Source organism: Parahoeflea alexandrii (assembly GCF_027214025.1).
Classification (GTDB): Bacteria; Pseudomonadota; Alphaproteobacteria; order Rhizobiales; family Rhizobiaceae; genus Hoeflea; species Hoeflea alexandrii_A.
The window spans coordinates 126,240-152,523 of sequence record NZ_JAPWHB010000006.1 but is presented as its reverse complement, the minus strand read 5'-3'; the positions used below and the strand labels follow the sequence as shown (position 1 = coordinate 152,523).

Here is a 26,284-nt window from a genome sequence, read left to right as displayed (position 1 = left end):
TCATCCCACCGTTAGGGTGGTTGGCACGGCCTGTAAAGCCGCGCGGCCGGTGAAGCTTACATCGCAAACATTTGAAAACCCAAGACAGGCATTTGCTCTTGAACGCCGAAAATCCGTTTAATCCTGCTATTTTGACAACCGCCCAGCTTGCCACGGCGGAAAGCCGTGCCTCGGCGACGCCGATGATGGAGCAGTTCATCGAAATCAAGGCGAACAATCCGGATTCGCTGTTGTTCTACCGGATGGGGGATTTCTACGAGCTGTTCTTCGAGGATGCGGTGGATGCTTCGCGGGCGCTCGGCATCACGCTGACCAAGCGCGGCCAGCATCTGGGCCAGGACATCCCGATGTGTGGCGTACCGGTGCATGCGGCGGACGATTACCTGCAGAAGCTGATCTCGCTCGGCTTCCGGGTCGCCGTCTGCGAGCAGACCGAGGATCCGGCCGAGGCCAAGAAGCGCGGTTCGAAATCGGTGGTGCGGCGCGACGTGACCCGCCTGGTCACGCCCGGAACGCTGACCGAGGAGAAGCTGCTCGATCCGTCGCAGTCGAACTTCCTGATGGCGATGGCGCGGGTCAAGGGCGCCGGCGAAGCACAGTTCGGACTGGCCTGGATCGACATTTCCACCGGCGCGTTCCACGTCTGCGAAAGCCGGCTGGCGCGGCTGATGGCCGACATCGCCCGGGTCGAGCCGCGCGAGCTGATCCTGGCCGACAGCGTGTTTCACGATCCGGAAATCCGTCCGCTGATCGACCAGATCGGCCGGGTTGCGGCTCCCCAGCCCTCGGTTCTGTTCGACAGTGCGTCCGCCGAAGGCCGGATCGCGCGGTTCTTCGATGTCGGATCGCTTGACGGGTTCGGCAGTTTTTCGCGCGCGGAACTCGCGGCGGCGGCGGCGGTGATTGCCTATGTCGAGAAGACCCAGATTTCCGAGCGGCCGCCGCTGGGACGACCCGAGCGGGAAAGCGACGGCGCGCGGATGTTCATCGATCCGGCGACGCGGGCCAGCCTCGAGCTGGTGCGGACGCTGTCGGGCGAGCGGCAGGGCAGCCTGATCAAGGCGGTCGACCGCACGGTGACAGGCGGCGGCGGGCGCAAGCTCGCCGAGTGGCTGATGGCACCGCTGACCGACCCGGACGCGATCAATGCGCGGCTCGACGGGGTCTCGCACCTGATCGCCAACCCGGCGCTTGGCGACAAGTTGCGCCGCGCGCTCAAGGGCGTCTCCGACATGCCGCGGGCGCTGTCGCGGCTGGCGCTCAATCGCGGCGGACCGCGTGATCTCGGCGCCATCCTCGCCGGGCTCCGGGCCGCCACCGACATCGCGGCACTGTTCGGCGACGGCGAAACCCCTGCCCACCTCAAGAAAGCCGTCACCGCGCTCGGGGCGGTTCCGGGCGAGATCGGCGAGCGGCTGGCCGCAACACTTGACGACGAGTTGCCGCTGATGAAGCGCGACGGCGGGTTCGTCCGCGCCGGGTTCTCGGCGGAACTCGATGATCTCCGGGCGCTTCGCGACCAGTCGCGCCGTGTGATTGCCGGGCTGCAGCTGTCCTATGCCGAGGAAACCGGCGTCCGCTCGCTGAAGATCAAGCATAACAATGTGCTGGGCTATTTCATCGAGGTAACGGCACAGAATGCCGGGCCGCTGACGGAAGGCGACGAGGCCAAGAGCCGCTTCATCCACCGGCAGTCGATGGCCAACGCCATGCGGTTCACCACCACGGAACTTTCCGATCTCGAAACCCGCATTGCCAATGCGGCGGGCGAAGCACTGGCGATCGAGCTTGCCGCTTTCGACGAACTGGTGCTGATGGTTGTGGCCCACGCCGATGCGATCAGGGCGGCCGCCGATGCGCTGTCGGTCATCGACGTGACGGCAGCGCTCGCGGAACTGGCCCAGGAACAGGGATATTCCCGCCCGAAAGTGGATGACAGCCTGGCCTTCGAGATCGTCGCGGGACGCCATCCGGTGGTCGAGCAGGCGCTCAGGAAACAGGCGGCGCAGCCGTTCGTCGCCAATGATTGCAATCTCTCGCCACCCGATGACAACGATGACGGCGGCGCTATCTGGCTGCTGACCGGTCCCAACATGGGCGGTAAATCGACCTTTCTGAGACAGAACGCGCTAATTGCCATCCTGGCGCAAATGGGCTCCTTCGTGCCGGCAGGCTCGGCCCATATCGGCGTGGTCGACCGGCTGTTCTCGCGCGTCGGCGCATCCGACGATCTGGCGCGCGGGCGCTCGACCTTCATGGTCGAGATGGTGGAGACGGCGGCGATCCTCAACCAGGCCGGTCCGCATTCGCTGGTGATCCTCGACGAGATCGGCCGCGGCACCGCGACCTTCGACGGGCTGTCGATCGCCTGGGCGGCGGTCGAGCACCTGCATGCCGAAAACCGCTGCCGCGGCCTGTTCGCCACGCATTTTCACGAGCTGACGGCTCTGTCGGAAAAACTGCCGCGGCTGTCGAACGCCACCATGAAGGTCAAGGAATGGCAGGGCGACGTGGTGTTCCTGCACGAGGTGGGCACGGGCGCCGCGGACCGTTCCTACGGTATCCAGGTGGCGCGGCTAGCCGGGCTTCCCGATGCGGTGGTGGCGCGCGCCAAAGAGGTGCTGCGGCTGCTCGAGACCAGCGAGCGGGAGAACCCGGCGGCGCGACTAGTCGACGACCTGCCGCTGTTTGCCGTGCCGGTGCACAGGGAACCGGCGAGGCCGGCCGCTGGTCCATCCCGGACCGACGCGTATCTTGGAGAACTCAACCCCGACGACATGAGCCCGCGCGAGGCGCTGGAGGCGCTTTACGAGCTCAAACGACGGTTGTCGGAGAGCACGAAGACCTAGCTCCGGACTATCCAGCTGAAACAGCCGACCCGGTGCAGAAACACCGCGCTGGTGCGGATATCTTTTTACAAAAGCAGATTACGGGTTAGACAGGCGATGCCTAAATTCGCGATCACCGGGGCTTCCGGCGGCGGCAAGTCGACACTGATTGCAGCGCTGGCGGCGAAGGGTCACAGGACCGTTGCCGAAGCCGGACGGCAGATCGTCGCCGGCCAGTTGGCGTCCGGTGGCACTGCCCTGCCCTGGGCGGACCGGGAGGCTTTTGCCCGACTTCTGTTCGAGCAGTCGATTGCGGCCTTCGACCAGGCGCCCGCGGACCGCGACGTGTTTTTTGACCGGAGTTTCATCGAGGCCATCGCCTATTGCGCGGTGATCGGCATGCCGGTCCCCGAGGAATGGGCCGGGATGGCGGCGGTGCGACGGTTCGACACGCCGGTCTTCGTCTGCCCGCCGTGGCCGGAAATCTTTATCCAGGACCGCGAAAGGCGGCATGATTTCGACCATGCCTGCCGGGATCATGCAGCCAATATCGCCGCCTATGCCGAAGCCGGCTACGATCTCATCGAAATTCCGCGTGCGCCCGTGGCCGATAGGGCCGCTTTCGTGCTTCGAACGCTTGGCACTTTGCCAGGCTCCGAGCCTTCCAATCCGCGTGAAAAACGCTAAGAAGGGCTTCACCCCTGACGCCGCCAACCAAAAGAGCCCTTATGAGCCAGTTTGACGTCCTGTGCATCGGCAATGCGATTGTCGATATCATCGCCCGCTGCGACGAGGCCTTTCTCGTCGACAATGCCATCATCAAGGGGGCGATGAACCTGATCGACGCCGACCGCGCCGAACTGCTCTATTCCCGCATGGGACCGGCCATCGAGGCCTCTGGCGGCAGCGCCGGCAACACCGCGGCAGGCATTGCAAGTTTCGGCAGCCGTTCGGCCTATTTCGGCAAGGTCGCCGACGACCAGCTCGGCGGGATCTTCAGCCACGACATCCGCGCGCAAGGGGTGCATTTCGAGACCCGGCCGCTGAACGGCACGCCGCCGACCGCCCGATCGATGATTTTCGTCACGCCGGACGGCGAGCGCTCGATGAACACCTATCTCGGCGCCTGCGTCGAGCTCGGCCCTGAAGACGTGGAGGCCGACGTGGTGGCGAACAGCAAGGTCACCTATTTCGAAGGCTATCTGTGGGATCCGCCGCTGGCCAAGGACGCTATCCGTCTGTGCGCCGCGATCGGGCACAAGCACGGCCGCGAAATGTCGATGACGCTGTCGGATCCGTTCTGCGTCGACCGCTACCGGGACGAGTTTCTCGAGCTGATGCGCTCGGGCACCATCGATATCGTGTTCGCCAATTCGGACGAGGCCAAATCGCTCTACCAGACCGACAATTTCGAACACGCGGTGTCGCAGCTGCGCAATGATTGCAAGCTTGCAGTCGTTACCCGCTCGGAACATGGATCGGTGGTGATCCGCGCCGACGAACGCCATGACATCGACGCCATCGATATCGAGGAGGTGGTCGACACCACCGGGGCCGGCGATCTCTATGCCGCTGGCTTCCTGCACGGCTACGCCAATGGCCAGCCGCTCGATGTCTGCGGCAAGCTCGGCAGCCTCGCCGCCGGTCTGGTGATCCAGCAGATTGGCCCGCGCCCGCAGCTCTCCCTCAAGGACGCCGCGCGCGACGCCGGGCTCCTGTGATCCCTGCCTGCCTCACATGACGTCTTCGGGCGGACGCCCTGCGCGCGAGCGGTAGGGCGAAAATGCCCAACCATAGCGGATGGCGCCGCCGCGCACGGCAAAGGCGGCGATGACGCCCGCCGCGGAGGCCACAATCAGCGGCGCGCCAAGCAGGCTGGCGGCGACAAAACCGCCGGCGCCGACAAGGGCTGCCGATACATAGATTTCCGGGCGCATCAACACCGAGGGTTCGCCTGACAGAAGATCGCGCAGAATGCCGCCGAGCGTCGCCGTCATCATGCCGGTGACCAGCGCGACGATCGGGGATCCCGTCAGCGTCAGGCCCTTGGCCGCGCCCATCACCGCATAGGCGGAGAGGCCGACCGCATCCAGCCAGAGCAACAGGCGATAGCGCGATTCCACCAGATGGGCGGTGAAATAGACGATCACCGCAACGATGACGCAGACAATCAGGTAGGCGGGTTTTTCAACCCAGAACACCGGTGTGGCGCCAAGCACGATGTCACGGAAGGTGCCGCCGCCGATGCCGGTCACGGCCGCAAGGAAGACGAAACCGATCATGTCGAGCTGCTTGCGCGAGGCGGCAAGCGCGCCGGTGGCGGCGAAAACCGCGACACCGGCATAATCGAGTGCTTCGAGCGGGGTCATGGGTACTTCCTTTCCCCGCCGGGGATGACCTTAAACGTCGTAGCCGGACGCGGGATCGGGTCCGTCGGAGCCGGGCTGGGCGGATTCGGGCTGCGCCACTTCCTTCGGGCCGCCCTTGGAGACGCCGACCATCGCCGGGCGCAGCATCCGGTCGCCGATCACGTAACCGGGCTGGACCACGTCGAGGACGGTGTTGTTGGGCACATCTGTGTTGGGGACTTCATACATGGCCTGATGGAAGTTCGGATCGAACTTCTGGCCCATCGGCTCGAGCTTGCGCACGCCGTGACGCTCGAGCGTCGACAACATGGCGCGCTCGGTCAGCTCGACGCCTTCGACAAGGGTCTTGAGGCCGTTGTCGGAGGCAGCCTCGGCCTGTTCCGGCACGGCAGCCAGCGCGCGCTGGAGATTGTCGGAGACCTGCAGCATGTCACGGGCAAAGCCGGAAATGGCGTAGCTCTTCGCGTCCTTGATCTCGCGGGCCGTCCGGCGGCGCAGGTTTTCCATCTCGGCGGCCATGCGCAGGCGCTGATCCTTGAGTTCGGTCACTTCGGCCATCAGCACCTGCATCGGGTCGAGTTCCTGTTCGGTTGCAGGGTTGGCAGCCTCATCAGCCTTGGGTGCGGCGTCTGCCTGCGGGTTTTCGTTTTCGCGGCCCTGGCCTTCATCGCTCATGGTGTGCATGTCCTGACTGTTAGAAACAATTTTAGGGAGTTGCCCCGCATATCGACGTTCGGGGGGCAAAAATCAAGGCCTGAGACGCCGTGCATCCGATCAAACCCACAAGGCCGGGCAGGCAATTGAACCGGCCGGCAACGTCTCAGCCAGGCTATTTGCGAACCAGCCGCGAGACCAGCTGCGCGGTGTAATCGACCATCGGAACGATACGGGCGTAGTTGAGCCGGGTCGGCCCGATGATGCCGACAGCGCCAACGACCTTGTCCTCGCCATCGCGCCAGGGGGCGACGATCAGCGACGATCCCGACAGCGAGAACAGCTTGTTCTCCGAGCCGATGAAGATGCGGACGCCGGAGCCCTCTTCGGCAAGCGTCATCAGTTCGATCAGGCTTTCCTTGCGCTCGAGTTCATCAAACAGCAGCTTGAGGCGATCCAGTTCCTCGCCGGCGGACAGGCCTTCGAGCAGATTGCCGCGACCGCGGACGATCAGCCGCGCCGCATTGGCGCCCTCTCGGCTGCCGGCCCAGACCGCCAGCCCGCGCTCGACCAGATCGCGCGACAGCACGTCAAGCTCGGAGCGGACCTCGGCGGTAATCCGCTCGAGTTCCTTGCGCACCTCGCCCATGGTCCGTCCGGCAAGATGGGCATTGAGGAAATTCGCCGCCTCGGTCAGTTGCCCGGCGGTGACGCCGTCCGGCAGTTCCATGACCCGGTTCTCGACCTGGTCGTTGCCGCCGACCAGCACCACAAGCGCCCGCTTCGGGTCAAGCCGGATGAACTCGATGTGGCGGATGGTCGAATCCTGCTTGGCCGCAATCACCAGCCCGGCGCCACGGGTCATGCCCGACAGCATCTGGCTCGCTTCGGTGAGCAGGGTCTCGACCGGTCGGCTGGTATCCTCGGAATGGACCTGGCGTTCGATGGTCTGGCGCATCTCCGGCTGCAGGTCGCCGACCTGCATGAACGCGTCGACAAAAAACCGCAAGCCCTTCTGGGTCGGCAGCCTGCCGGCGCTCACATGCGGTGCATAAATCAGGCCCAGATCCTCGAGATCGCTCATCACGTTGCGGATGGATGCCGGCGACAGCGACATCGGCAGCATGCGTGACAGGCTGCGCGAACCGAGCGGATCGCCGGATTCCATATAACTTTCCACCAGCGCGCGGAAAATCTCCCGCGAGCGTTCATCGAGCGCTCCGACAAGATCGGCAGGAATGGATGGCGTGTTCATGGTCATGTCTTTGTCATGGTCATGCTTATTGTCCTACAGGCCGCCCGCGGCAGTGCCTAGCGGGAATATAGGGATTTGCGGAACAACACGAAAGAGGCAACCCGGGCCCGGCGCGGATTGACGGAGCATTCAGCAATAGACTCGAGCCGAACGCTTTTTCTTTGCATCGCGCCGCGCGCGCCGATAGAAGGCGGCAACACTGAAATCAGGAGAGAGACGATGCGCCCCTCGGGACGGAAAACAGACAGCATGAGGGCGGTCAGCTTTGAACGTGGCGTATCCAAGCATGCCGAAGGCTCATGCCTGGTCAGGTTCGGCGACACGCACGTGCTGTGCACGGCAAGCCTCGAAGAGCGGGTTCCGCCATGGTTGCGCAACGGCGGCAAGGGCTGGGTGACGGCCGAATACGGCATGCTGCCGCGCTCGACCGGCGACCGCATGCGGCGCGAGGCGACCTCGGGCAAGCAGGGTGGCCGGACGCTCGAAATCCAGCGGCTGATCGGACGCTCGCTGCGTGCCGTGGTCGACCTCAAGGAACTCGGCGAGCGCCAGATCACCATCGACTGCGATGTCATCCAGGCCGATGGCGGCACCCGCACCGCGGCAATCACCGGGGCTTGGATCGCGCTGCACGATTGCCTGAAATGGATGGAAGCGCGCGCCATGGTGAAGACCGAGCGGGTGCTCAAGGATCATGTCGCCGCCGTCTCCTGCGGGATCTTTGCGTCCCAGCCGGTGATCGATCTGGATTATCTCGAGGATTCGGCAGCCGAGACGGATGCGAATTTCGTCATGACCGGATCGGGCGGCATCGTCGAGATCCAGGGCACGGCCGAGGCCGAGCCGTTCACGCAGGAACAGCTGCTGGAACTGCTGGAGCTGGCCAAGAACGGCATCTCCGATCTGGTTGCCATGCAGAAGGAAGCGGTCGCGGGACCGCTGTGACACGATGCCGAACGCGCCCCTGACCAAGCTGCTGGTTGCCAGCCACAATGCCGGCAAGATCTCGGAAATCCGCGATCTGTGCGGACCGCTCGGCGTCGAGGTCACCTCGGCGGCCGAACTCGGTCTTCCCGAACCCGAGGAGACCGGCGACACGTTCGAAGCCAATGCCGCCACCAAGGCGCTGGCCGCAGCAAAGGCGTCCGGGCTGATCGCGCTGTCGGATGATTCCGGTCTCGTGGTCGACGCATTGGACGGCGCGCCGGGTGTCTACACAGCGGACTGGGCGACGCTGGAAGACGGCAGCCGCGATTTCATGATCGCCATGCAGAAGGTCGAGGATGCCCTCAAGGCGCGCGGGGCGGACAGCGATGCACAACGCACCGGCCGCTTTGTGAGCGTGCTGTGCCTGGCAACGCCCGAGGGCGAGACGAGCTTCTATCGCGGCGAAGCGCCGGGCGTGCTGGTCTGGCCGCCGCGCGGATCGCTCGGTTTCGGCTACGATCCGGTGTTCCGGCCCGATGGACATAGCCGCACCTTCGGCGAGATGCCGGCCGAGGAAAAGCATGGCTGGAAGCCGGGTCAGGCCACGGCCCTGTCGCACCGGGCACGCGCCTTCAAGCTGTTTGCGGAACAATGCCTCGGTGTGCCCGCCACGTGACCACGCCCTCTCACCCAATTGACGGGAGTACATCCGCCGTCGATGCCAATGCGCCCGATGCCATTGCGCCGGACACCGGCAAGCCCGGTTTCGGCGTCTATCTGCATTGGCCGTTCTGCGCCGCCAAGTGCCCCTATTGCGATTTCAACAGCCATGTCCGGCATGCCGACATCGACCAGCAGGCCTATGTCTCAGCCTTCACCCGCGAAATCGCGGCGATGCGGGCGCTCTCCGGCCCAAGGGTCGTCACCAGCATCTTTTTCGGCGGCGGCACGCCGTCGCTGATGTCGCCCGACACGGTCGGCGCCATTCTCGACGCGGTGCGCCAGGCCTGGGTGGTGCCGGAAGGGATCGAGATCACGCTCGAGGCCAATCCTTCCAGCGTCGAGGCCGGCCGGTTCCGCGGCTACCGGCAGGCCGGGGTCAACCGCGTGTCGATGGGCGTGCAGGCGCTCAATGACGCTGACCTGAAACGGCTGGGACGGCTGCACGACCGGGCCGAGGCGCTGAAGGCCATCGGGCTGGCGCGCGATATCTTCCCGCGCATGTCGTTCGACCTGATCTACGCCCGCCCCGAGCAGACGGCCGAAGCCTGGGCGGCGGAACTCAAGGAAGCAATTTCCCTGGCCGCCGATCACCTGTCGCTCTACCAGCTGACCATCGAGGAAGGCACGCCGTTCTACGGCCTGCACAAGGCTGGCAAGCTGATCGTTCCCGACGGAGAGCTTTCGGCCGAGCTTTACGAACTGACCCGCCAGGTCTGCGAAAGCCATGGGCTGCCAGCCTACGAGGTGTCCAACCATGCCCGGCCGGGCGCGGAAAGCCGCCACAACCTGACCTACTGGCGCTATGGCGACTATGCCGGCATCGGTCCCGGCGCGCACGGCCGGCTGTCAACCAGGACCGGCAAGATCGCCACCGCGACCGAACGGACGCCGGAGACCTGGCTGAAGCTGGTGGCGGAAAGCGGCCACGGCATGGTCGAGACCACCGAGCTGACCGCCTCCGAGCAAGCCGACGAATTGCTGCTGATGGGGCTGAGGTTGCGCGAGGGCATCAACCTCAAGCGCTGGGGCGCTCTGGCCGGTCGCGGTCTCGACCCCGACCGCACCGGCTTCCTGATCCATCACGGAATGATCGAACAGATGGACGCGGACCGGATCCGCTGCACACCCGCCGGCATGCTGGTGCTGGACGCGGTGGTGGCCGATCTGGCGTTCTAGAGCCGATCATCTTTAGATGGAATCGTTTGAACGCCGGAATTTCGTGATCTGGCTAGGAGCGGGAGGCGACGCGGCGCGAGCGCCGTTAGCCTCGCGCGACGCAGTCCAGGGCGCGAAAGGCCAAGTCCAGACGATTATGATGGATTGATTCCGGTCTAGCTGTCCGATTCGCCAAGCTTGGACGTCTTTTCCGCGCCAGCGTCGTCAAAATCCTCGCACGATGCGCTGCATCGTGCTTGCGGGTTTTCCTCGCTGACACGAAAAATCCTGTCCATCAAATCGCTTCCAGCCAAAGATGATCGGCTCTGGCCGGCAAGACGGCAAACGCTGATTCGGTTCCGGCAACCAGGCCGGCATGAGGTGGCGGCGATTCGGCCACGGCAAGCATTGTGCTTCATTTGAGGAAATTGCGCCGGCTTGCATGGCCAACAAGCTTCAGCACTATTTGCCTTCACTGCGCCAACGGACAGTATTCATCTGAAAATTCTTTACCGGATCACTTCGATCAGCAAATTGACAAACATTAAAAATGTTCTCTTCTCGCTTCATTTTCGCGCAAGCTTTATCCGCTACGTATTCATATGCTATTTAAACAATTTGTTGTGGTAGCCGAATATGTCCAGACTATTCTGGTTTATCAAGGGAACAACCGCCAGAGCGACAGCTCTTCTGGTGCTGATCGTATCTGTTTCAATTCTGATTACCGCCACACTCGGTTACTTCAAGCTCTACGAAGTGACAGCGACCCATTCCGCCATCCGTATCGACCGCGCGGCACGTACGGCGGCGGCCCTGTTCGCGGAACGGCTGGCACCCGAATTTGCCGCCATCCGCGATGAAAGCGGCCGCCCGCAGGCCCTGCAGCTCAAAAGTACGGACACCGAAGCAGCGCTCTCGTTCCGGCAAGACCACGACACGCTTCTCAAGGAAATCGGCGCTATCAACCAGGGTGCCGCCAACCTGTTCAGGCTCAATCCTGAAACCCAGGCTTTCGACCGTTTCGCCACGACCTTCAGGAAACCGGACGGATCGATGCCGCCGCCGATGTCGATCGGCATCCTGCATCCCGCCTACGACAATCTCATCAACAACCGGCCGCACCTGGGCGAGGTGCCGGTCATGGGCCGGATGCGTCTGGCCCACCTGACGCCGATCCAGGCCGCCAGCGGCGCCATCGCCGGCGCGCTGGCCGTCGATGTCGGCTGGGTCGACGACCTGGTGGCGGCAAAGACCGAGCTGCGCTGGCAGATCATCGTCGCGACCGGCCTCATCCTGATGCTTGTCGCGGCCATCGGAGCGGCCATCATGGGTGCGGAGATGAAGCCTCTCAGGGTGCTGGCGAGATATGCAGACGATCTTGCCGCCGGCGCGCCGGGCGGCGCGGTGCCCTACAACAGCAGAGACGACGAGATCGGTGCGCTGGCCCAGGGGCTCGAACGGGTGGTGGCGCTGCAGGGCAAGCTTGCCCACCTGGCCTACACGGACACGCTGACGGGGCTGTCCAACCGGGGCCGCTATCTCAGCGATCTCGACACCGCGCTGAGCGAAAGCCTTTCCGGCAAACGCAAATGGACGCTGGTGCATCTCGATATCGACAAGTTCAAGAAGATCAATGACGCCTACGGGCAGACGGTAGGCGACGCCCTGCTGAAAATGGTCGCCGCCAGGATCGAAGATACCGCCGGGCACGGAGCCCGCATTGCCCGCCTGGCTGCCGACCATTTCACCATTCTGATCGGGGATGGCAGGTCGACCGACCAGATCTCCGCGCTTGCCCAGGAACTGCTGAGTGCGCTTCATCAGCCGGTCCATCTGAGCGCCGGCGAGTTTCACATTACCGGATCAGCCGGCATCGTTCTGCTGCAGCATGATGCCAGGGATGCGGACGAGGCCCATCGCAACGCCGGGTTGGCGCTGCGCAAGGCAAAGGCCACCGGCGACCAGGCGCTGATCTTCTCATCGGAACTGCATGACGAGTTCGAAAACAACATCCGGATGGAGCGGATGCTTCGGCTGGCCATACAGGAGCGCGAGATCGAGATCCACTTCCAGCCGCAGATCGACCCGTCGACAAACCAGCTTGCCGGTGTCGAGGCGCTCGCCCGGTGGACCCATCCGGCGGAAGGGCCAATTTCCCCGGGGCTTTTCATTCCGATCGCCGAGAGCAGCGGGCAGATTATCGATCTGGGCACCATTGTTCTCAACCTCGCCTGCGAACAGGCCGCGAAGTGGCGCGAGAAGAACTTCGATTTCAAGCACATCTCGGTCAATGTGTCGCCGATCCAGTTGTGGCAGTCCAACTTTGTCGCGGTGGTGAAAGACGCACTCAAACGTCACGGGCTGTCCGGCAGCGAGATCTGCATCGAAATCACCGAAGGGGTGTTTGTCGACCAGAGCGAACGGCGGATCGAGACCGTTCTCTCGGCAATCCGGCAGCTCGGCGTATTGCTGTCGCTTGACGATTTCGGCTCGGGTTATTCATCGCTCTCCTATCTCAACCGCCTGCCGTTTGACCAGTTGAAAGTCGACAGGAGCTTCGTCTCCGACATCGATACCGATGTGCGCAAGCAGAAGGTGCTGCGCGGCATTCTCGAACTGGGCCGCGGCCTCGGTTTCAGTATCGTCATTGAAGGAGCGGAGACCGGCGAAGAGGTGGCAGTGATCAGGAACATGGGCTGTGACGCCATTCAGGGCTTCTACTATTCGAGGCCGGCGCCTGCCCTGCTGATCCCGGAAGTGGTCAAGAAGATCGCACGGTCGCAGCCCGCATCCGAGACCCGCACGGCCTGATCCGCGCACTGGCCCCGTCTGCCAACCGCAAGGCCGGTAGCCCTATCCCGCCATGCGGACCGGAGTACGGCCCGGCAGAAATCCGGCGATTTCGGTTTCCGCGACCGGCGGTGAATAGAAATAGCCCTGGACCAATACGCCGCCGAGCTTTTTCAAGGCATCAAGCTCCTCGCTGGTCTCGACGCCTTCGATGACGCAACCCAGCCCCATGTCGGAGCTCAGCGCCAGCAGCGACTTGACAATCTTGTAGCTGGCCGGGTTCTTGTGAATGCCGGAGACGAAGCTGCGGTCGATCTTGATCTTGGTCAGCGGCAGGGCGTGCAGCTGGCTGAGGCTCGAATAACCGGTCCCGAAGTCATCGAGCGCGATGCCGCAACCGAGGATCTTGAAGACTTCGATGGAGGCCTTGGCCTGGCCGAAATCATATATCATCGCCGTTTCGGTGATTTCGAGATCAAGCCGCCTGGGATCGATGCCGCTCGACAAAATGATGCTGGCTATGGTCGCCACGCCGTCGGGAGAGCTGATGTCATGGGTCGACAGATTGAATGAAAGCCCGACATTGTCCGGCCAGCGGCAGGCCGCGGCCAGCGCCTTTTTCAGCAGCACGCATGTCAGGTCGCCGATCAGGCCGATCCGTTCGGCAACGGGAATGAAGAGACCGGGCGACACCGATCCCAAAACCGGGCTGTTCCAGCGGGCAAGGGCTTCGAAGGCCATCGTCCGTCCGCTCTGGATATCGATGATGGGCTGAAACAGGACGACGAGTTCGGCATCGAGATCCGCCCTGCTCAGCACCTGTTCAAGCTGCTGGTTCTGCTCGATGGCAATGACGTGCTCGCTGGTGAACAGCAGCGCATGGCCGCGGTTGCTGCGCTTGCCCTGATACAGGGCGTAATCGGCCCGCTCATAGAGCTGGTGCACATCGTCGGCCAGCTCCGGGTAGACGGAGAATCCGACCGAACCGGAGATCTGAACCGTCGCCTCGGTCAGCACGAAGGGGGCCCGCAACGCCGTGCAAATCTCTTCGCCCAGGGCCAGCAGTTCCGCATCATCTGGGCAATCGGTTACAGTCAGGGCAAACTCGTCGCCGCCAAGCCGGGATATCTGCGCATTGCTGCCGGCAAGACCGGAGAGACGCTGCCCGACTTCGTAGAGCAGGGCGTCGCCGACGGTATGGCCATAGAGGTCGTTGACAGGCTTGAAGCCATCCAGATCGATAATGCCAACGGCCAGGCGCTTGCCTTCGGACTGAGCAAAGGCCGCCTCGAGCTGGGTGAAAAACTGGCGGCGATTGGCGAGGCCGGTCAGGCTGTCGAGGTTTGCCAGTCGTGCGTTTTCCCGGTTGGCGAGCTCAAGCTTGGTTCGTGCGCTCACCGCAGCGGAGAAATGCCGATACTGCACGGTCACGATCAGAAGCATTGCTGCAGAGACAAGCACCAGGTTGATCGCCATTCCGAGGAAATACGGAATGCCCGCTATGCTGAAATACAGGACGAACAGGGTGTTGATGACAATGGCGACCATAAAGGCCGCCGATGGCAGCTGCTGCAGGCAGATGATCACTCCAACCCCGGTGATGCCGACGAAGAAGGCAATATTGCCATGCATGTAGGCATCGCCATAGGGGTAGAGAGACAATGCCCAGACAGCAAGGCCGGCGGTCAGAATGAAGCTGAACTGGTTGGTCCGGGTCAGCGCCTTGTGAGCGGCTTCAGCCGTGGGGATGCTCCGCCGCGAGCGCCACCAGGCCGCGATACGGACACCGCAGACCAGCGTGATCACGACGGGAAGCCAGAATGTGAGCCAGACGGGCGCTTCCGGCGTGAAGGTAATGGCGAGCGCCCAAGCGTTGATCAGCACAATGGAGTACATCAACGGGACCTGGCTCGAGAAGACCTCGAACTGGGCCTTGAGCAGATCGGCATTCCCTGCGGGTACCGTTACCAGACGTTTCAACCGGGAATACACTGACTTCATCACTTGTGGAGGCCGTCATCAAATTGAGAAAAGAAACACTCCGACTGATAATACAAGGTGTATATTAAATTAGAGTTTCCGAAACCCGCCCTGACCACGTGCATCCGGCCGGCCCCCGAAAACCGGTCCACGCTGACACCGCCGGCAGGCCATCCGCGCCCCAGGCGCTCACATGAAGGAACAGCCTGCCTGATGCTTGCCACCCTGACGCAGTACACCGGGCTTGCCGCGGCTGACCTCCTGATTGTCCTGGCTGCGGTGTTCATGGCCGGGCTGATCCGCGGTTTTGCCGGCTTCGGCCTGTCGGCCATCGTGATGGCGTCGGTCGCCGTCCTCATCCCGCCGATCGAACTGATCCCGATGTGCTTTCTGCTCGAGGGCGCGGCAAGCCTGGCGATGTTCCGGGGCGGCATGGCGCACGCCAACATGAGGATCGTCTGGGGCCTGGTGATCTGTTCGGCCATCGGCATGCCGTTGGGGCTGCTCGCCACCACGAGCATCGATGTGGAGCTGTCGCGGAAACTGGCGTTGAGCCTGATCCTGACGTTGACGCTGGCGCAGTTCTTCAAGCTGAAACCGGCCTTCCTGAGCACACAAAAAGGCCTCTATGCCAGCGGACTGACCGCCGGGATCGCCACCGGGCTCGCATCCGTCGGCGGCATGGTGATCGCACTTTACGTGCTGGCCAGCGAAGCGCCCCCCAGGCAGATGCGGGCATCGCTGGTGATGTTCCTGGCGATCAGCATGTTCACCTCGCTGGTTTCGCTCATCGCCTATGACCTGATGACCATGCAGGCGATCTGGCGCGGCGTGCTGATGACGCCGGTGGTGCTGATCGGCGTCTTCGCCGGAATACGGCTGTTTCGCCCGGCTTACGAGCACCTCTACAAGATCGCCTGCCTGGCGCTTCTCACGCTCCTGTCGGCGGCAGGCCTGATCAGCCAGTTGAGCTGAGGCCGTCTCGTAGCCTCATTGCTGATCAAGCAACAGGCGCCGGATTCTCACGGCCTTCTCGAAATGGTCCAGCCGGTGCGTGCGGATCCACCAGGTCGCGGCCTCCATCAGCAGGTCGGGATCGTCATTTTTATTGGCAAAGAAGGCGTAGAAGGAAAGCCCGACGCCCTCGCCTTTTTGCGCGATCTTCGCATCACAGACGGCAATGGCTTTTTCTCTCAACGATGCGCGCATGGGGGCTCCGGTCCTGTCCCGCCCCATAGCAGAACGAGCGGACAAGACCTGTCAGCAGTGATGCGCGTCGACGTGGCGGGAAGGCATTCATCGCCTGCGAGGAAGCGGGTGTCAGCCAGGCGTTCTGAAAACGGCGGCCGCACCGGCGCGCCGCTTTGGCGGACTGCGTTCAAGCCGCGCACACGGCAGCACGGCCGGCTCCCGGCAGGCATCAGCCGATCCATTCGAATGCCTTGGCCAGATAACTCCTGCCACCGCTTTGCTGTATTCTTCCGTGGGCCATGACAACGCGCTTCGGGTTCCAGCCCAGAACCTTGTCGCGCGCGGCGCGCAAAGGGCCGCGGGACAGAAATGACCAGCGCACCTCCAAGGGGGCATAGCCTTTCCCTTCCACGATGCCCCATACCCGGGCAATACAGCGCTTCCAGCCGGACCAGTGCCGGCGCAGGAAATCCTCGGTGAAGTTCTCCGACATGTCGGCAATGATTGCGGTTTGGGATGCCCGGTGGAAAAACACGTTTTCATCGAGGAAACCGGATCCGCGGAACCATGCCTGGTCGATGTCCTGCCGCCAGACTTCCGGCGGATTGTCTTCCAGCGGCGCTTCGAATGCCAGATCCGTCCGCTTGCTGATCGTCGATTGCGGCCCCCAAAGCCGGGCTTCCGGATAGGCGGCGTGCCAGTCCTGCAGATAGAGGTGGTGGATCTTGTTGGGGCTGACGAGATGCGCCGGTTGACCCAGTTGTTCAATCTCGGCCCTCAATCCGGATGTCAGGGCGATCGGCGACCACACCCAAAGACCGCCATCGGCCAACCGGACAACGACGCAGCGGGTCGGATAGGGAAATCCGTAGAAATCGACGATGTCCCCGTCAGCGATCCATATGTCATTTGCCAGTTGCTTCAGAGTACCCATGATACTTCCCGGACCCGTTCCTCATTTCATTATAGCCGCCACGTTGCACCCTGTTTGTGACAATAGTCAGAGGATCGAGGCGGATCCTCATGAACAAGAAGGCATGACCGGTCCGGTATTCAACTACATTGGGCGCAGGGCGGTTGGAGAAAGGGCCAGTTTCCGTTCGCACACCTCTCGCGCCGCGTTCGAAAAACCTGCTAAACCGGGACCGTATGAAACATGGCCCGCTTGACTGACAGCTCAAGCCGGGTTGCGGGGCACCGATGGCAGGCAGGAAATCAACGGCTTCGGCCGACAGCGGCAACATGGCGACGGCGGAAGGCGGCCAGCCGGCGCGGTCTTTCCGCATCGGTGCGCACGAGATCGCCGCGCGGCCGCTTGCGCCGGGGCTCTATCTGGTTTCCACGCCGATCGGAAACCTGGGCGACATGACGATCCGCGGGCTGGAGACGCTGGCAGGCGCCGACATCATCGCCTGCGAGGACACCCGGGTGAGCCGGGTGCTGCTCGACCGTTTCGGCATCGCCACCCGGCCTTACGCCTATCACGAACACAATGCCGAGCGCGCCGGGCCGAAGCTGATGGCAGCCCTTGAAGCGGGCAAGAGCGTGGCGCTGATTTCCGACGCCGGCACGCCGCTGGTCTCCGATCCCGGCTACCGGCTGTCGCAGACCGCCATCGAGGCCGGGTTGCCGGTGATCCCGATCCCCGGGGCGTCTGCGCCGATGGCGGCCCTGGTGGCCTCGGGCCTGCCGAGCGACACCTTTCTGTTCGCCGGCTTCCTGCCGTCGAAAGACAAGGCGCGGCGCGACCGGCTGGCGAGCTTCGCAGCGACGGAGGCGACGCTGATGTTCTTCGAAAGCCCGAACAGGCTGGCGGCCTGCCTGAAATCCGCGGCGGAAGTGCTCGGCCCTGACCGCCCGGCCGCCGTCTGCCGGGAACTGACCAAGGCCTATGAGGAAATCCGGCGCGGCACGCTGGGCGAGCTTGCCGCCAGTTACGTGGACGAAAACGTCCGCGGCGAGATCGTGCTGGTGATCGGTCCCGGCTCGACGCCGCCGCCCTCGCAAGACGATGTCGAGACGCTGCTGGCGAGGCTCGCGCGCGAGCTGCCCGCCGGCAAGGCGGCGACGGAAGCGGCGCGGCTGACCGGGCTCAACCGCAAGGATCTCTATCAGCGCTTGCTCGCCATGAAGGCCACCTCGCCCAGGGACGGGGCGTGAGCGCGGGCGACAGGCTCGACAGGAAACGGCGCTCCGAGCGCAAGGGCCGCCGCGCGGAGTGGCTTGCCGCGCTGGCCCTGATGCTCAAGGGCTACCGCATCGCCGCCCTGCGCTACCGCACCCCGGTGGGGGAAATCGACATTGTCGCGCGCAAACGCGATCTCGTTGCCTTCGTCGAGGTCAAGGCGCGGCGCGACCTGGCCGCGGGCGTCGATGCGGTGAGTTATCCGGCACAGCGGCGGATCGCGGCGGCCGGCGAGCTGTTCATCAGCCGGCAGAAGGACTCGGCCCGGCTGTCGTGGCGGCATGACGTTATCGTGGTCAGCCCGTGGAAGTGGCCCAAGCATCTGGAGGATGCGTTCTAAAGGATAGCCTCTCTTGCCGGGATAGAAGCTGAACCGAACGGGTTCATCCCGGATGACTTGATTGCTTTCCGCGTCGAGCGGGCTTCTGCACGCTTTGTCGCTATTTGCTATTGCGCCGAACAAAGGACGCTTGAAGCGCCACAATTTATCTTTGTATACTTCGCAATATTAACTTGACATATACATTGCCGGAATGAATTTTATATGCAAAAACCTTACCATAAGCTATACTATAAATGAAATAGATCAGATTAATTCCAATCTTAAAAATCCCGAACGGCGGAGGGCACCTTCATGCCGGGTTCCGAAAGCAAGAGTGAACCGTCAAATGTACTGGCGGACTTCGAAAAGGTAGTCAAAGCGGAACGCGTGGCGATCCGAAAAAGGCGTGGTGAAAACGAACAAGATCCAGAAGCCTGCGAGGAAATTACCGATCTTGTCGGGCTTGCCCTGTCTGGCGGAGGTGTCCGGTCAGCATCATTCTGCCTGGGCGCATTGCAGGCTCTCGGGGCAAACGACCTGGTAAAGCGTATCGATTACTTGTCGACCGTTTCCGGTGGTGGCTACATCGGCGCCAGCATGATTGCGGCAATGACTCGCGGTGCCAAAGAAGTGCCGTCGGAAGTCAAATTTCCGTTCCTGGCAATTGCGCCGGATGACTACAAGGACAGCCCGCAGTTGAGACATATCAGGGACCACAGCCGGTATCTCATGCCGCACGGGTTCAATGACGTCTTGAAATCGACGGGAGTCCTGCTTCGTGGCCTTGTCGTCAATATTATTCTGGTTCTGGCTGTAATTCTTCCCCTCGCAACGATGGTGATTCTGGCGAATCCGACCGTTGACCATTTGAAGTACAGTTTCGCCGCAGACATCTGGCTAGACTGGGTATCATCGGATCCGAATGCGGCAGTTTACGAGCTCTTGCACCAGCGTTTTCTTGTGACAAAGATTACGCTGATAACAGGTTTCTTCTTACTTTCTCTTTGGGGCGTTGTGAGGTCTTACCGTGAGATAACCGGAAGCCGGTCCAAGCATGCCAAGCCAGACTATCGGGGCTTTGGCGCGTCACTCACCAAGTTTGGAGTGGTGTCCCTCCTGCTGGCATTCATCGCCGAGAGCCAAACCTACGCCATCGAAAAATGGATCGTGGTGTTTGGATCACCCGATTTCAGCTGGGGAGCAGAACTATCAACAGTTTCTGCGAGTATCGCGGCCGCCGCATCGGCCGTGGTCGCGTTCAGGCAACAGTTGGCAAGTGTAATAGCCAACGCAACAGATTCACCGACAATCGGCGCGATGTTCAAGGTCATTCTGGCAAAGCTGGTCATTGTTTTGGCAGCGTTTGTAATGCCGTTCGCCCTCTATGTCGCGTTTATCGGGATCGCGGCAAGCGGCATCGCAACAAACTCCCTACCTTCTAACTATGGGCCAACTGAACAATATCCATTGCTCCCAAACATGTTCCTTTCGGGAGAGCGCTTTCTTTTCATTGGCTTTGTCTTGTCCTTTTTTGCCTGGCTCATTTACGCGTCTTGGAGAGCCCGGGGCTCGTGGGACTTTATCAAGGCATCCTCCAAAAAGATTCGGGAAGAGAAGGGAGCTACTGCCCGGAAGCTGGCCTATTTTTTTGCTCTCTTTGGTACTCTCTATCTGGCAATGATTGCAACGCGAGACAATCCTGCGGGACAGCAACAATACTGGGATGCACTGCGGTGCTTTGCCTGGATAAGCGGTATCACCATATTCGTCAGCCTCACATTCTCCGAGAACGCAAATACTCTGCACGGACTGTACCGCGATCGACTAAACACCGCATTCGCGCTCGGGCCCAACAAACCCGGAGAAGCAAAGGATCGCAAGAAGGAGGCCCAATCGCTGGCATTGTCGGAGCTTGAAACGGATGTAGCGCCGTTGCTGCTGATCAATGCAACGCTGAACGCCACGCGCTACAGCGACAAGGAATATGATGAAGATGAAATCAAGCGTGATGCTTTTGACCCGGCGAAGCGGGGCAGACGGGCGGAATTCTTTCAGTTCTCCAAAACCCATATAGGCAGCGATGCGACTGGTTACGTTTGCCCGGGCCAGTACGATCAATCCAATCGCAAGGTGGATCTGGCGACTGCGGTCGCAATTTCCGGGGCCGCTGTTTCCTCGAATTCCGGCCGGGTCGGTACGCCTCTTCTGTCTCCTACGCTTGCGCTTCTGAATTTGAGGCTGGGATACTGGCTGGACAATCCCAACTCGATTGCTGGAGAATACAATGTTCCAAAATGGACTGAAATATTTTCCCTCTATCTTCTTCAGGAAGCGTTTGGGTTGCTGCGAACGAGTAGCCGAAAGCTGCTGCTCAGCGATGGTGGCCATATCGACAATATCGGTCTGTACCAGTTGCTTAAGCGCAGATGCAAAGTGATTATTGTCATAGATTCGGAAGCCGACCCTGCGATGAACTTCGGCGCACTCGCCGACGCCCAGCGCTTCGCCAGAATAGACCTTGGTCACAGAATAGACATCGATTGGATGCCCATCCGTGCATCCGCACGAAATCGTAGCGCCAATCGCACCGAATCGGTCTCCAAATCGGATCCGTCCCATGGCAATCACTTTGCTATAGGCAAGATTTTGTATTCGGGACCCAACAGCGCGGTCAAGGACGGGGTGCTTCTCTACATAAAGGCTAACGTGACTGGCGATGAGGCAGATTACGTTCTCGATTACGAGCGGCGCTATCCCAACTTCCCGCATGAATCGACCGCTGATCAGTTTTTCTCCGAGGAACAGATGGAGGTTTACAGAGCCTTGGGATTCCACAGCGTATCCCGTGCCCTTGAAGAGTTGAGGAACACAGAGAGCAGAACACATGACGAACTCAAGGAAATGCTAAGAGAACATTTGAGGCTTTAGACTGTTCCTGTCGCACCCCATACCCTCTTAAGGGGGCCCGCCACCTGGGATCCAACTCCGGAAGCGCCGAAATCTTGTTCCGATTTTGTCCGGAAATTCGCACGCCTTAAAATAAAGCGCTATGGTTCGTTCGTTTCGCGCGCTGTTCGAGGCGCGATATGCAACGCTCATTGGATGGGACGGCGCATGCGAAGAATTGTCTCGCCCGTTAATCCTGACCCTTTTGAAGGCAGGCTTCCGGATGCTTCGACACCAGCTCCAATTGCCGACTTATCAAAATTGATCAGATCGGCTGATGTGAGTTTGGGGAGTACATTCAGGTTAACTTGTGCCGAGATTTCCCGCTCCCTGCCCTTATGAGAAGTCGGGAACGTAACCTTTTCGACAAGTATCTCCACATGGTTCCGCTAGCTCATCCGACACTGAATGGTCATTCCCCCATTTCCATCCCCTCCCCCGTTGCAATCCCCCCCACCCACGCCCTATGTGAGAGCCAACAGATTGGCGGAGAGACCCTACCCATGAGCAAGATCCGGAATGTCGCGGTCCAGATGGACCATGTGAGCTCGATCAAGATCGCCGGCGATTCCACCTTCGCCATGTCGCTGGAGGCGCAGGCGCGCGGCTATCACCTGTTTCACTACACGCCGGACCAGCTGTCGATGCGCGACGGGGTCGTACAGGCCATCGCCGAGCCGATGATCCTCAGGGATGTCGAGGGCGACCATTTCGAACTCGGGCCGCAGGAAAAGATCGATCTTTCGAGCATGGACGTGGTGCTGTTGCGCCAGGACCCGCCATTCGACATGTCCTACATCACGTCGACACACCTGCTCGAGCGGGTGCATCCGAAGACGCTGGTCGTCAACGACCCGGCCTGGGTGCGCAATTCGCCGGAGAAGATCTTCGTCACCGAATTCCCCGACCTGATGCCGAAGACGCTGATTTCCCGCGATCCGGCGACGATCAACGCCTTCCGCGCGGAAGTCGGCGACATGATCCTCAAGCCGCTCTACGGCAATGGCGGCGCCGGCGTGTTCCACATCAAGCCCGACGACCGCAACATGTCCTCGCTTCTGGAAATGTTCGCGCAGATGTACCGCGAGCCGTTCATCGCGCAGGAATACCTGCCGCATGTGCGGGCCGGCGACAAGCGCATCATCCTGATCGACGGCGAGCCGGTGGGCGCCATCAACCGGGTGCCGGCGGAACACGATTCACGCTCGAACATGCATGTCGGCGGCCGCGCCGAACACAGCGAACTGACGGATCGCGAGAAGGAAATCTGCGCCCGCATCGGGCCGTCATTGAAGGCGCGCGGCTTCATCCTGGTCGGCATCGACATCATCGGCGACCTGATGACCGAGATCAACGTCACCTCGCCCACCGGCATTCGCGAAATCAGGAATTTTGGCGGGCCCGACATCGCGGCCCTGTTCTGGGACGCGGTCGAATCCAAGCGGCGGTAAAGCCGTCAGCGCCCGGGAAACCGGCTACCTCAAGGCAGCAGCGACATTGCCGGGGTCGAATTCGGTGATCTTGTAGCGGGCGACGCCGGCCATGTGAAACGGGTCGGCGGTGATCAGATCCTCGATATCGGCGACGGACTTCCCGCGGGCGATGATGACGCCGCCGGTGCGTGGCACCTTGGCGCCCGAGGCCAGGAACAGGCCTGCTGCATAGTTGCGCTCGATGAAGGCCATGTGGGGAGCGACCAGCGGGTCGATGGTTTCAAGTGCGGTAATGTAGGTCAGATCGATGACGAAGAGATGCTCGCCATCCTTGAGAAATCCCATTCTACTGCTCCGTGCCGAAATAACTGCGGGCGACTATCCGGCCGAGTGCCGAGCTGCCGGGCAGCGCCCGGACCACGGCTCTGACCTAATTCAGATTTCGCAGAATTTGTACCCCGCGGGGCAACAATCATGTGTACAGCCCCCGCATTTCCCTGCCGGTGCCGCCCGTAGCCTCCGCGCGGGCCGGTTTCGCCGGGATCAATCCCGCCCTCGCCAGCGGGCGGCGTGACGCAGCATGGCCGGATGAAGCGGCCCCGCATCGGAGCTTCGAGTGGCCCGCAGCGTTCCATCAACGCAACCTGGTACAACCTTTTTTCGCCTTAATGGTGTAATTGTTGCCATATTGTTCTTGTTTTACCCCGCATACCGTGTTTCAATCCCCTCCGGATCGCGCATAACGGGAACTCCGGTGACGCCCGGCGCAGGTGGACAGGCAACATGAGGGGGCAGGCACACATGGTCGCGCGGGTCAGTACGGTTTCGTTCCAGGGCATCGAGGCGGTGCCGGTCGATGTTCAGGTGATGATCGCGCCGGGCAAGGTGAACATGCACATCGTCGGGCTGCCGGACAAGGCGGTGGCCGAGAGCCGGGAGCGGGTGCAGGCGGCGCTGCACGCCTCCGGACTGTCGCTGCCGGCCAAGAAGGTCACCGTCAACCTGGCGCCGGCGGACCTGCGCAAGGAAGGCAGCCATTTCGACCTGCCGATTGCGCTGGGGCTGATGGCGGCGCTCGGGGCCATCCCCGGCGATGCGCTCGACGGCTACGTTGTGCTGGGCGAGCTGTCGCTCGACGGCACCATCGCCAGCGTCGCCGGCGCGCTGCCGGCGGCCATCGGCGCCAATGCGCTGGGCAAGGGGCTGATCTGCCCGGCGGGCAGCGGGCCGGAGGCGGCCTGGGCCGGCGAGGAGATCGACATCCTGGCGCCGCGCTCGCTGATCGCCATCGCCAATCATTTCCGCGGCACGCAGGTGCTGGGTCGCCCTGTGCCGGCGATGCGGGCCGCCCCCGCCAACCTGCCGGACCTCTCCGACATCAAGGGCCAGGAAACCGCCAAGCGGGCGCTCGAGGTGGCGGCAGCCGGCGGCCACAACCTGATCATGGTCGGGCCGCCCGGCTCCGGCAAATCGATGCTGGCCGCGCGGCTGCCCTCGATCCTGCCGCCACTGTCGGCGGCCGAGCTGCTGGAAGTCTCGATGATCCATTCCATCGCCGGGCAGCTGGCGGGCGGCAAGCTTTCGGACCGGCGGCCGTTCCGGGCGCCGCACCATTCCGCCTCGATGGCGGCGATGGTCGGCGGCGGGTTGCGCGCCCGGCCGGGCGAGGTGTCGCTGGCGCATAACGGCATCCTGTTTCTCGACGAATTCCCCGAATTCACCCCGCAGGTGCTCGATTCGCTGAGGCAGCCGCTGGAGAACGGCGAGAGCGTGATCGCGCGGGCCAACCACCGGGTCAGCTACCCGGCCAACATCCAGCTGATCGCGGCGATGAACCCGTGCCGCTGCGGCATGGCGGGCGAACCGGGGCACAGCTGCTCGCGCGGGCTGCGCTGCCAGGCCGATTACCAGGGGCGCATATCAGGCCCGCTGATGGACCGGATCGACATCCGCATCGATGTGCCGGCGGTCAGCGCGCAGGACCTGATCAAGCCGCAAGCGGCGGAGGCAAGCGCCGACGTGGCCGCCCGGGTGGCGGCGGCGCGGCGCATGCAGCAGGCCCGCTACCTCGATCTCGGCCGGCCCGACATCCGCACCAACTCGCAATGCACGACCTCGCTGGTCGAGCAGGTGGCCCAGCCCGACCAGGGCGGACAGGCGCTGCTCAGCGACGCGGCGGAGAAGATGCGGTTTTCGGCCCGCGCCTATCACCGCATTCTCAAGGTGGCACGGACGCTTGCCGATCTCGACGGCGCGGAAACGGTCGGACGTATCCACCTGGCCGAGGCGATCTCCTACCGGATCGGCGCCGAGCGGGTGAGCCAGGCGGCGTGAACGCGGGAGTACGACGCGTCGTACTCCCGGCACGCGCCGGGTCACCGGACGGCGATGTGCATCGGATCGTCCATACGTCGAGTATGCCCGGTTTCAAGCGGGGCGAGACAGCCCTCAGCCGCCCAGCCCGTCGAACAGGGCGGTCGAGAGATAGCGTTCGGCGAAGGACGGGATGATGACGACGATCTGCTTGCCGGCATTTTCCGGCCGCTGGCCGACCCGGACAGCGGCGGTGAGCGCCGCGCCCGAGGAAATGCCGACCGGCAGGCCTTCGAGCTTCGCCACGCGGCGGGCCATGTCGAAGGCCTCGTCATTGGTGACCTTGGCGATCTCGTCGTAGATGCCGGTATCGAGCACGCCGGGGGCGAAGCCGGCGCCGATGCCCTGGATCTTGTGCGGGCCGGGATTGCCGCCCGACAACACCGGCGAATCGGCAGGCTCGACGGCAACAACCTTGAGGCCGGGCTTCTTTGCTTTCAGCACCTGGCCGACGCCGGTGATGGTGCCGCCGGTGCCGATGCCGGAAACCAGGATGTCGACGCCGCCGCCGGTGTCGTTCCAGATTTCGAGCGCGGTGGTGTTGCGGTGGATTTCCGGGTTGGCCGGGTTCTCGAACTGCTGTGGCATCACCGAATCCGGGATCTCGTTCAGAAGTTCCTCGGCCCTGGCAATAGCGCCCTTCATGCCCTTGAGGCCTTCGGTCAACACCAGCTCGGCGCCGAGCAGCGCCAGCATCTTGCGGCGCTCGACCGACATGGTTTCCGGCATGGTCAGGATCAGCCGGTAGCCCTTGGCGGCGGCGGCGAAGGCCAGCGCGATGCCGGTGTTGCCAGAGGTCGGCTCGACCAGCGTGGTCTTGCCCGGCGCGATCTTTCCCTGAGCTTCCAGGCTCTCTATCATGGCGACGCCGATGCGGTCCTTGACCGAGGCGATCGGGTTGAAGAACTCGAGCTTGGCGAGGATTTCGGCCTTCACACCGTCGGCGCTCGCAAGCTTGGCGAGCCGGACGATCGGCGTGTTGCCGATGGTGTCGATGATGGAATCGTAGATACGGCCGCGGCCGGGCGTTTCACTGGAATAGGCGGACATGAAAATGCTCCTTCTGGTTGGCGTGACTCTAGCAGAGCAGCGTCCGCAGACGAGTCATCTCCGCCAAGGACGCGTTCGGTTTCGCGCAATACGATACCTTGAG

Annotated in this window: 21 protein-coding genes; 13 read left to right on the top strand and 8 right to left on the bottom strand. The window is 62.5% G+C overall.

The features are described from left to right. Window positions 1-98 precede the first annotated feature (98 nt). The 3 genes from mutS to O4H62_RS19875 all read left to right on the top strand — a co-directional run bounded on the left by mutS (window position 99) and on the right by O4H62_RS19875 (window position 4,549). Window positions 99-2,849: a DNA mismatch repair protein MutS gene (gene mutS, locus O4H62_RS19885; protein ID WP_269390512.1), complete on the top strand. Its 2,751-nt coding sequence runs from the start codon at window positions 99-101 to the stop codon at window positions 2,847-2,849. 96 nt (window positions 2,850-2,945) lie between these two features. Then, window positions 2,946-3,515 (top strand): AAA family ATPase, encoded by a 570-nt coding sequence (locus O4H62_RS19880; protein ID WP_269390511.1) that lies wholly within the window; start codon window positions 2,946-2,948, stop codon window positions 3,513-3,515. Between the two features lie 41 nt (window positions 3,516-3,556). Further along, window positions 3,557-4,549 carry an adenosine kinase gene (locus O4H62_RS19875; RefSeq protein ID WP_269390509.1) on the top strand — a complete coding sequence of 331 codons (993 nt, stop codon included), beginning with the start codon at window positions 3,557-3,559 and terminating at the stop codon, window positions 4,547-4,549. Between the two features lie 12 nt (window positions 4,550-4,561). Here the strand turns inward: O4H62_RS19875 and O4H62_RS19870 are convergent, their stop codons facing one another. From O4H62_RS19870 to hrcA, 3 genes are all read right to left on the bottom strand, one after another. Continuing rightward, a complete protein-coding gene (locus tag O4H62_RS19870) occupies window positions 4,562-5,197 on the bottom strand; it encodes a trimeric intracellular cation channel family protein (protein WP_269390507.1) in 636 nt (211 codons plus the stop codon). A gap of 30 nt (window positions 5,198-5,227) precedes the next feature. Continuing rightward, on the bottom strand, window positions 5,228-5,881 hold the full coding sequence (gene grpE / locus O4H62_RS19865) for a nucleotide exchange factor GrpE (protein WP_269390505.1): 654 nt from the start codon (window positions 5,879-5,881) through the stop codon (window positions 5,228-5,230). A gap of 145 nt (window positions 5,882-6,026) precedes the next feature. Continuing rightward, window positions 6,027-7,106: a heat-inducible transcriptional repressor HrcA gene (hrcA, locus tag O4H62_RS19860; protein ID WP_430538493.1), complete on the bottom strand. Its 1,080-nt coding sequence runs from the start codon at window positions 7,104-7,106 to the stop codon at window positions 6,027-6,029. 219 nt (window positions 7,107-7,325) lie between these two features. Between hrcA and rph the strand changes: the two genes are divergently transcribed. The 4 genes from rph (at window position 7,326) to O4H62_RS19840 (ending at window position 12,722) form a co-directional block, all read left to right on the top strand. Next, window positions 7,326-8,051, top strand: a complete 726-nt coding sequence (rph, locus tag O4H62_RS19855) for a ribonuclease PH (protein WP_269390502.1) — start codon at window positions 7,326-7,328, stop codon at window positions 8,049-8,051. A gap of 4 nt (window positions 8,052-8,055) precedes the next feature. After that, the gene (locus tag O4H62_RS19850; RefSeq protein ID WP_269390500.1) at window positions 8,056-8,709 is read left to right on the top strand and encodes a non-canonical purine NTP pyrophosphatase; all 654 of its coding nucleotides are present in this window, start codon (window positions 8,056-8,058) and stop codon (window positions 8,707-8,709) included. A 17-nt stretch (window positions 8,710-8,726) separates the two neighbouring features. Then, entirely contained in the window at window positions 8,727-9,932 is a 1,206-nt protein-coding gene (gene hemW / locus O4H62_RS19845) for a radical SAM family heme chaperone HemW (protein WP_269390908.1), read from the top strand. Between the two features lie 615 nt (window positions 9,933-10,547). Further along, on the top strand, window positions 10,548-12,722 hold the full coding sequence (locus tag O4H62_RS19840) for a bifunctional diguanylate cyclase/phosphodiesterase (protein ID WP_269390499.1): 2,175 nt from the start codon (window positions 10,548-10,550) through the stop codon (window positions 12,720-12,722). Window positions 12,723-12,764: 42 nt separating this feature from the next. Here O4H62_RS19840 and O4H62_RS19835 read toward each other — a convergent pair whose 3' ends face one another. Beyond that, complete coding sequence (locus O4H62_RS19835) at window positions 12,765-14,681, bottom strand: putative bifunctional diguanylate cyclase/phosphodiesterase (RefSeq protein WP_331284475.1); 1,917 nt, start codon at window positions 14,679-14,681, stop codon at window positions 12,765-12,767. A gap of 213 nt (window positions 14,682-14,894) precedes the next feature. Between O4H62_RS19835 and O4H62_RS19830 the strand changes: the two genes are divergently transcribed. Then, window positions 14,895-15,656 (top strand): sulfite exporter TauE/SafE family protein, encoded by a 762-nt coding sequence (locus tag O4H62_RS19830; RefSeq protein ID WP_269390497.1) that lies wholly within the window; start codon window positions 14,895-14,897, stop codon window positions 15,654-15,656. Between the two features lie 15 nt (window positions 15,657-15,671). On the opposite strand, the gene O4H62_RS19825 is transcribed toward O4H62_RS19830, so the two are convergent. Then, the gene (locus O4H62_RS19825) at window positions 15,672-15,890 is read right to left on the bottom strand and encodes a DUF6500 family protein (protein WP_269390495.1); all 219 of its coding nucleotides are present in this window, start codon (window positions 15,888-15,890) and stop codon (window positions 15,672-15,674) included. A gap of 211 nt (window positions 15,891-16,101) precedes the next feature. Beyond that, on the bottom strand, window positions 16,102-16,806 hold the full coding sequence (locus tag O4H62_RS19820) for a DUF4336 domain-containing protein (RefSeq protein WP_269390493.1): 705 nt from the start codon (window positions 16,804-16,806) through the stop codon (window positions 16,102-16,104). A 308-nt stretch (window positions 16,807-17,114) separates the two neighbouring features. On the opposite strand from O4H62_RS19820, the gene rsmI reads away from it, so the two are divergent. From rsmI to gshB, 4 genes are all read left to right on the top strand, one after another. Beyond that, window positions 17,115-18,032 (top strand): 16S rRNA (cytidine(1402)-2'-O)-methyltransferase, encoded by a 918-nt coding sequence (gene rsmI, locus O4H62_RS19815; protein ID WP_430538492.1) that lies wholly within the window; start codon window positions 17,115-17,117, stop codon window positions 18,030-18,032. Further along, window positions 18,029-18,397: a YraN family protein gene (locus O4H62_RS19810; protein WP_269390489.1), complete on the top strand. Its 369-nt coding sequence runs from the start codon at window positions 18,029-18,031 to the stop codon at window positions 18,395-18,397. Before rsmI ends, O4H62_RS19810 begins: the two co-directional genes overlap by 4 nt. Before the next feature lie 294 nt (window positions 18,398-18,691). After that, window positions 18,692-21,307 carry a patatin-like phospholipase family protein gene (locus O4H62_RS19805; protein WP_269390488.1) on the top strand — a complete coding sequence of 872 codons (2,616 nt, stop codon included), beginning with the start codon at window positions 18,692-18,694 and terminating at the stop codon, window positions 21,305-21,307. 521 nt (window positions 21,308-21,828) lie between these two features. Beyond that, the gene (gene gshB, locus O4H62_RS19800; protein ID WP_269390486.1) at window positions 21,829-22,776 is read left to right on the top strand and encodes a glutathione synthase; all 948 of its coding nucleotides are present in this window, start codon (window positions 21,829-21,831) and stop codon (window positions 22,774-22,776) included. A 24-nt stretch (window positions 22,777-22,800) separates the two neighbouring features. Here gshB and O4H62_RS19795 read toward each other — a convergent pair whose 3' ends face one another. After that, entirely contained in the window at window positions 22,801-23,103 is a 303-nt protein-coding gene (locus tag O4H62_RS19795) for a YciI family protein (RefSeq protein WP_269390484.1), read from the bottom strand. 456 nt (window positions 23,104-23,559) lie between these two features. Between O4H62_RS19795 and O4H62_RS19790 the strand changes: the two genes are divergently transcribed. Then, a complete protein-coding gene (locus O4H62_RS19790) occupies window positions 23,560-25,092 on the top strand; it encodes a YifB family Mg chelatase-like AAA ATPase (RefSeq protein ID WP_269390906.1) in 1,533 nt (510 codons plus the stop codon). 114 nt (window positions 25,093-25,206) lie between these two features. Here the strand turns inward: O4H62_RS19790 and cysK are convergent, their stop codons facing one another. Further along, window positions 25,207-26,181: a cysteine synthase A gene (cysK, locus tag O4H62_RS19785; protein WP_269390482.1), complete on the bottom strand. Its 975-nt coding sequence runs from the start codon at window positions 26,179-26,181 to the stop codon at window positions 25,207-25,209. Between the last annotated feature and the right edge of the window lie 103 nt (window positions 26,182-26,284).

What these genes read in the sequence shown, in the direction of transcription:
- O4H62_RS19880 (WP_269390511.1), top strand. Translation starts at nt 2,946, where the DNA reads ATGCCTAAATTCGCGATCACCGGGGCTTCCGGCGGCGGCAAGTCGACA.
- O4H62_RS19875 (WP_269390509.1), top strand. Translation starts at nt 3,557, where the DNA reads ATGAGCCAGTTTGACGTCCTGTGCATCGGCAATGCGATTGTCGATATC.
- O4H62_RS19870 (WP_269390507.1), bottom strand. Translation starts at nt 5,197, where the DNA reads ATGACCCCGCTCGAAGCACTCGATTATGCCGGTGTCGCGGTTTTCGCC.
- grpE (WP_269390505.1), bottom strand. Translation starts at nt 5,881, where the DNA reads ATGCACACCATGAGCGATGAAGGCCAGGGCCGCGAAAACGAAAACCCG.
- hrcA (WP_430538493.1), bottom strand. Translation starts at nt 7,106, where the DNA reads ATGAACACGCCATCCATTCCTGCCGATCTTGTCGGAGCGCTCGATGAA.
- rph (WP_269390502.1), top strand. Translation starts at nt 7,326, where the DNA reads ATGCGCCCCTCGGGACGGAAAACAGACAGCATGAGGGCGGTCAGCTTT.
- O4H62_RS19850 (WP_269390500.1), top strand. Translation starts at nt 8,056, where the DNA reads ATGCCGAACGCGCCCCTGACCAAGCTGCTGGTTGCCAGCCACAATGCC.
- O4H62_RS19840 (WP_269390499.1), top strand. Translation starts at nt 10,548, where the DNA reads ATGTCCAGACTATTCTGGTTTATCAAGGGAACAACCGCCAGAGCGACA.
- O4H62_RS19830 (WP_269390497.1), top strand. Translation starts at nt 14,895, where the DNA reads ATGCTTGCCACCCTGACGCAGTACACCGGGCTTGCCGCGGCTGACCTC.
- O4H62_RS19825 (WP_269390495.1), bottom strand. Translation starts at nt 15,890, where the DNA reads ATGCGCGCATCGTTGAGAGAAAAAGCCATTGCCGTCTGTGATGCGAAG.
- O4H62_RS19820 (WP_269390493.1), bottom strand. Translation starts at nt 16,806, where the DNA reads ATGGGTACTCTGAAGCAACTGGCAAATGACATATGGATCGCTGACGGG.
- rsmI (WP_430538492.1), top strand. Translation starts at nt 17,115, where the DNA reads ATGGCGACGGCGGAAGGCGGCCAGCCGGCGCGGTCTTTCCGCATCGGT.
- O4H62_RS19805 (WP_269390488.1), top strand. Translation starts at nt 18,692, where the DNA reads ATGCCGGGTTCCGAAAGCAAGAGTGAACCGTCAAATGTACTGGCGGAC.
- gshB (WP_269390486.1), top strand. Translation starts at nt 21,829, where the DNA reads ATGAGCAAGATCCGGAATGTCGCGGTCCAGATGGACCATGTGAGCTCG.
- O4H62_RS19795 (WP_269390484.1), bottom strand. Translation starts at nt 23,103, where the DNA reads ATGGGATTTCTCAAGGATGGCGAGCATCTCTTCGTCATCGATCTGACC.
- O4H62_RS19790 (WP_269390906.1), top strand. Translation starts at nt 23,560, where the DNA reads ATGGTCGCGCGGGTCAGTACGGTTTCGTTCCAGGGCATCGAGGCGGTG.
- cysK (WP_269390482.1), bottom strand. Translation starts at nt 26,181, where the DNA reads ATGTCCGCCTATTCCAGTGAAACGCCCGGCCGCGGCCGTATCTACGAT.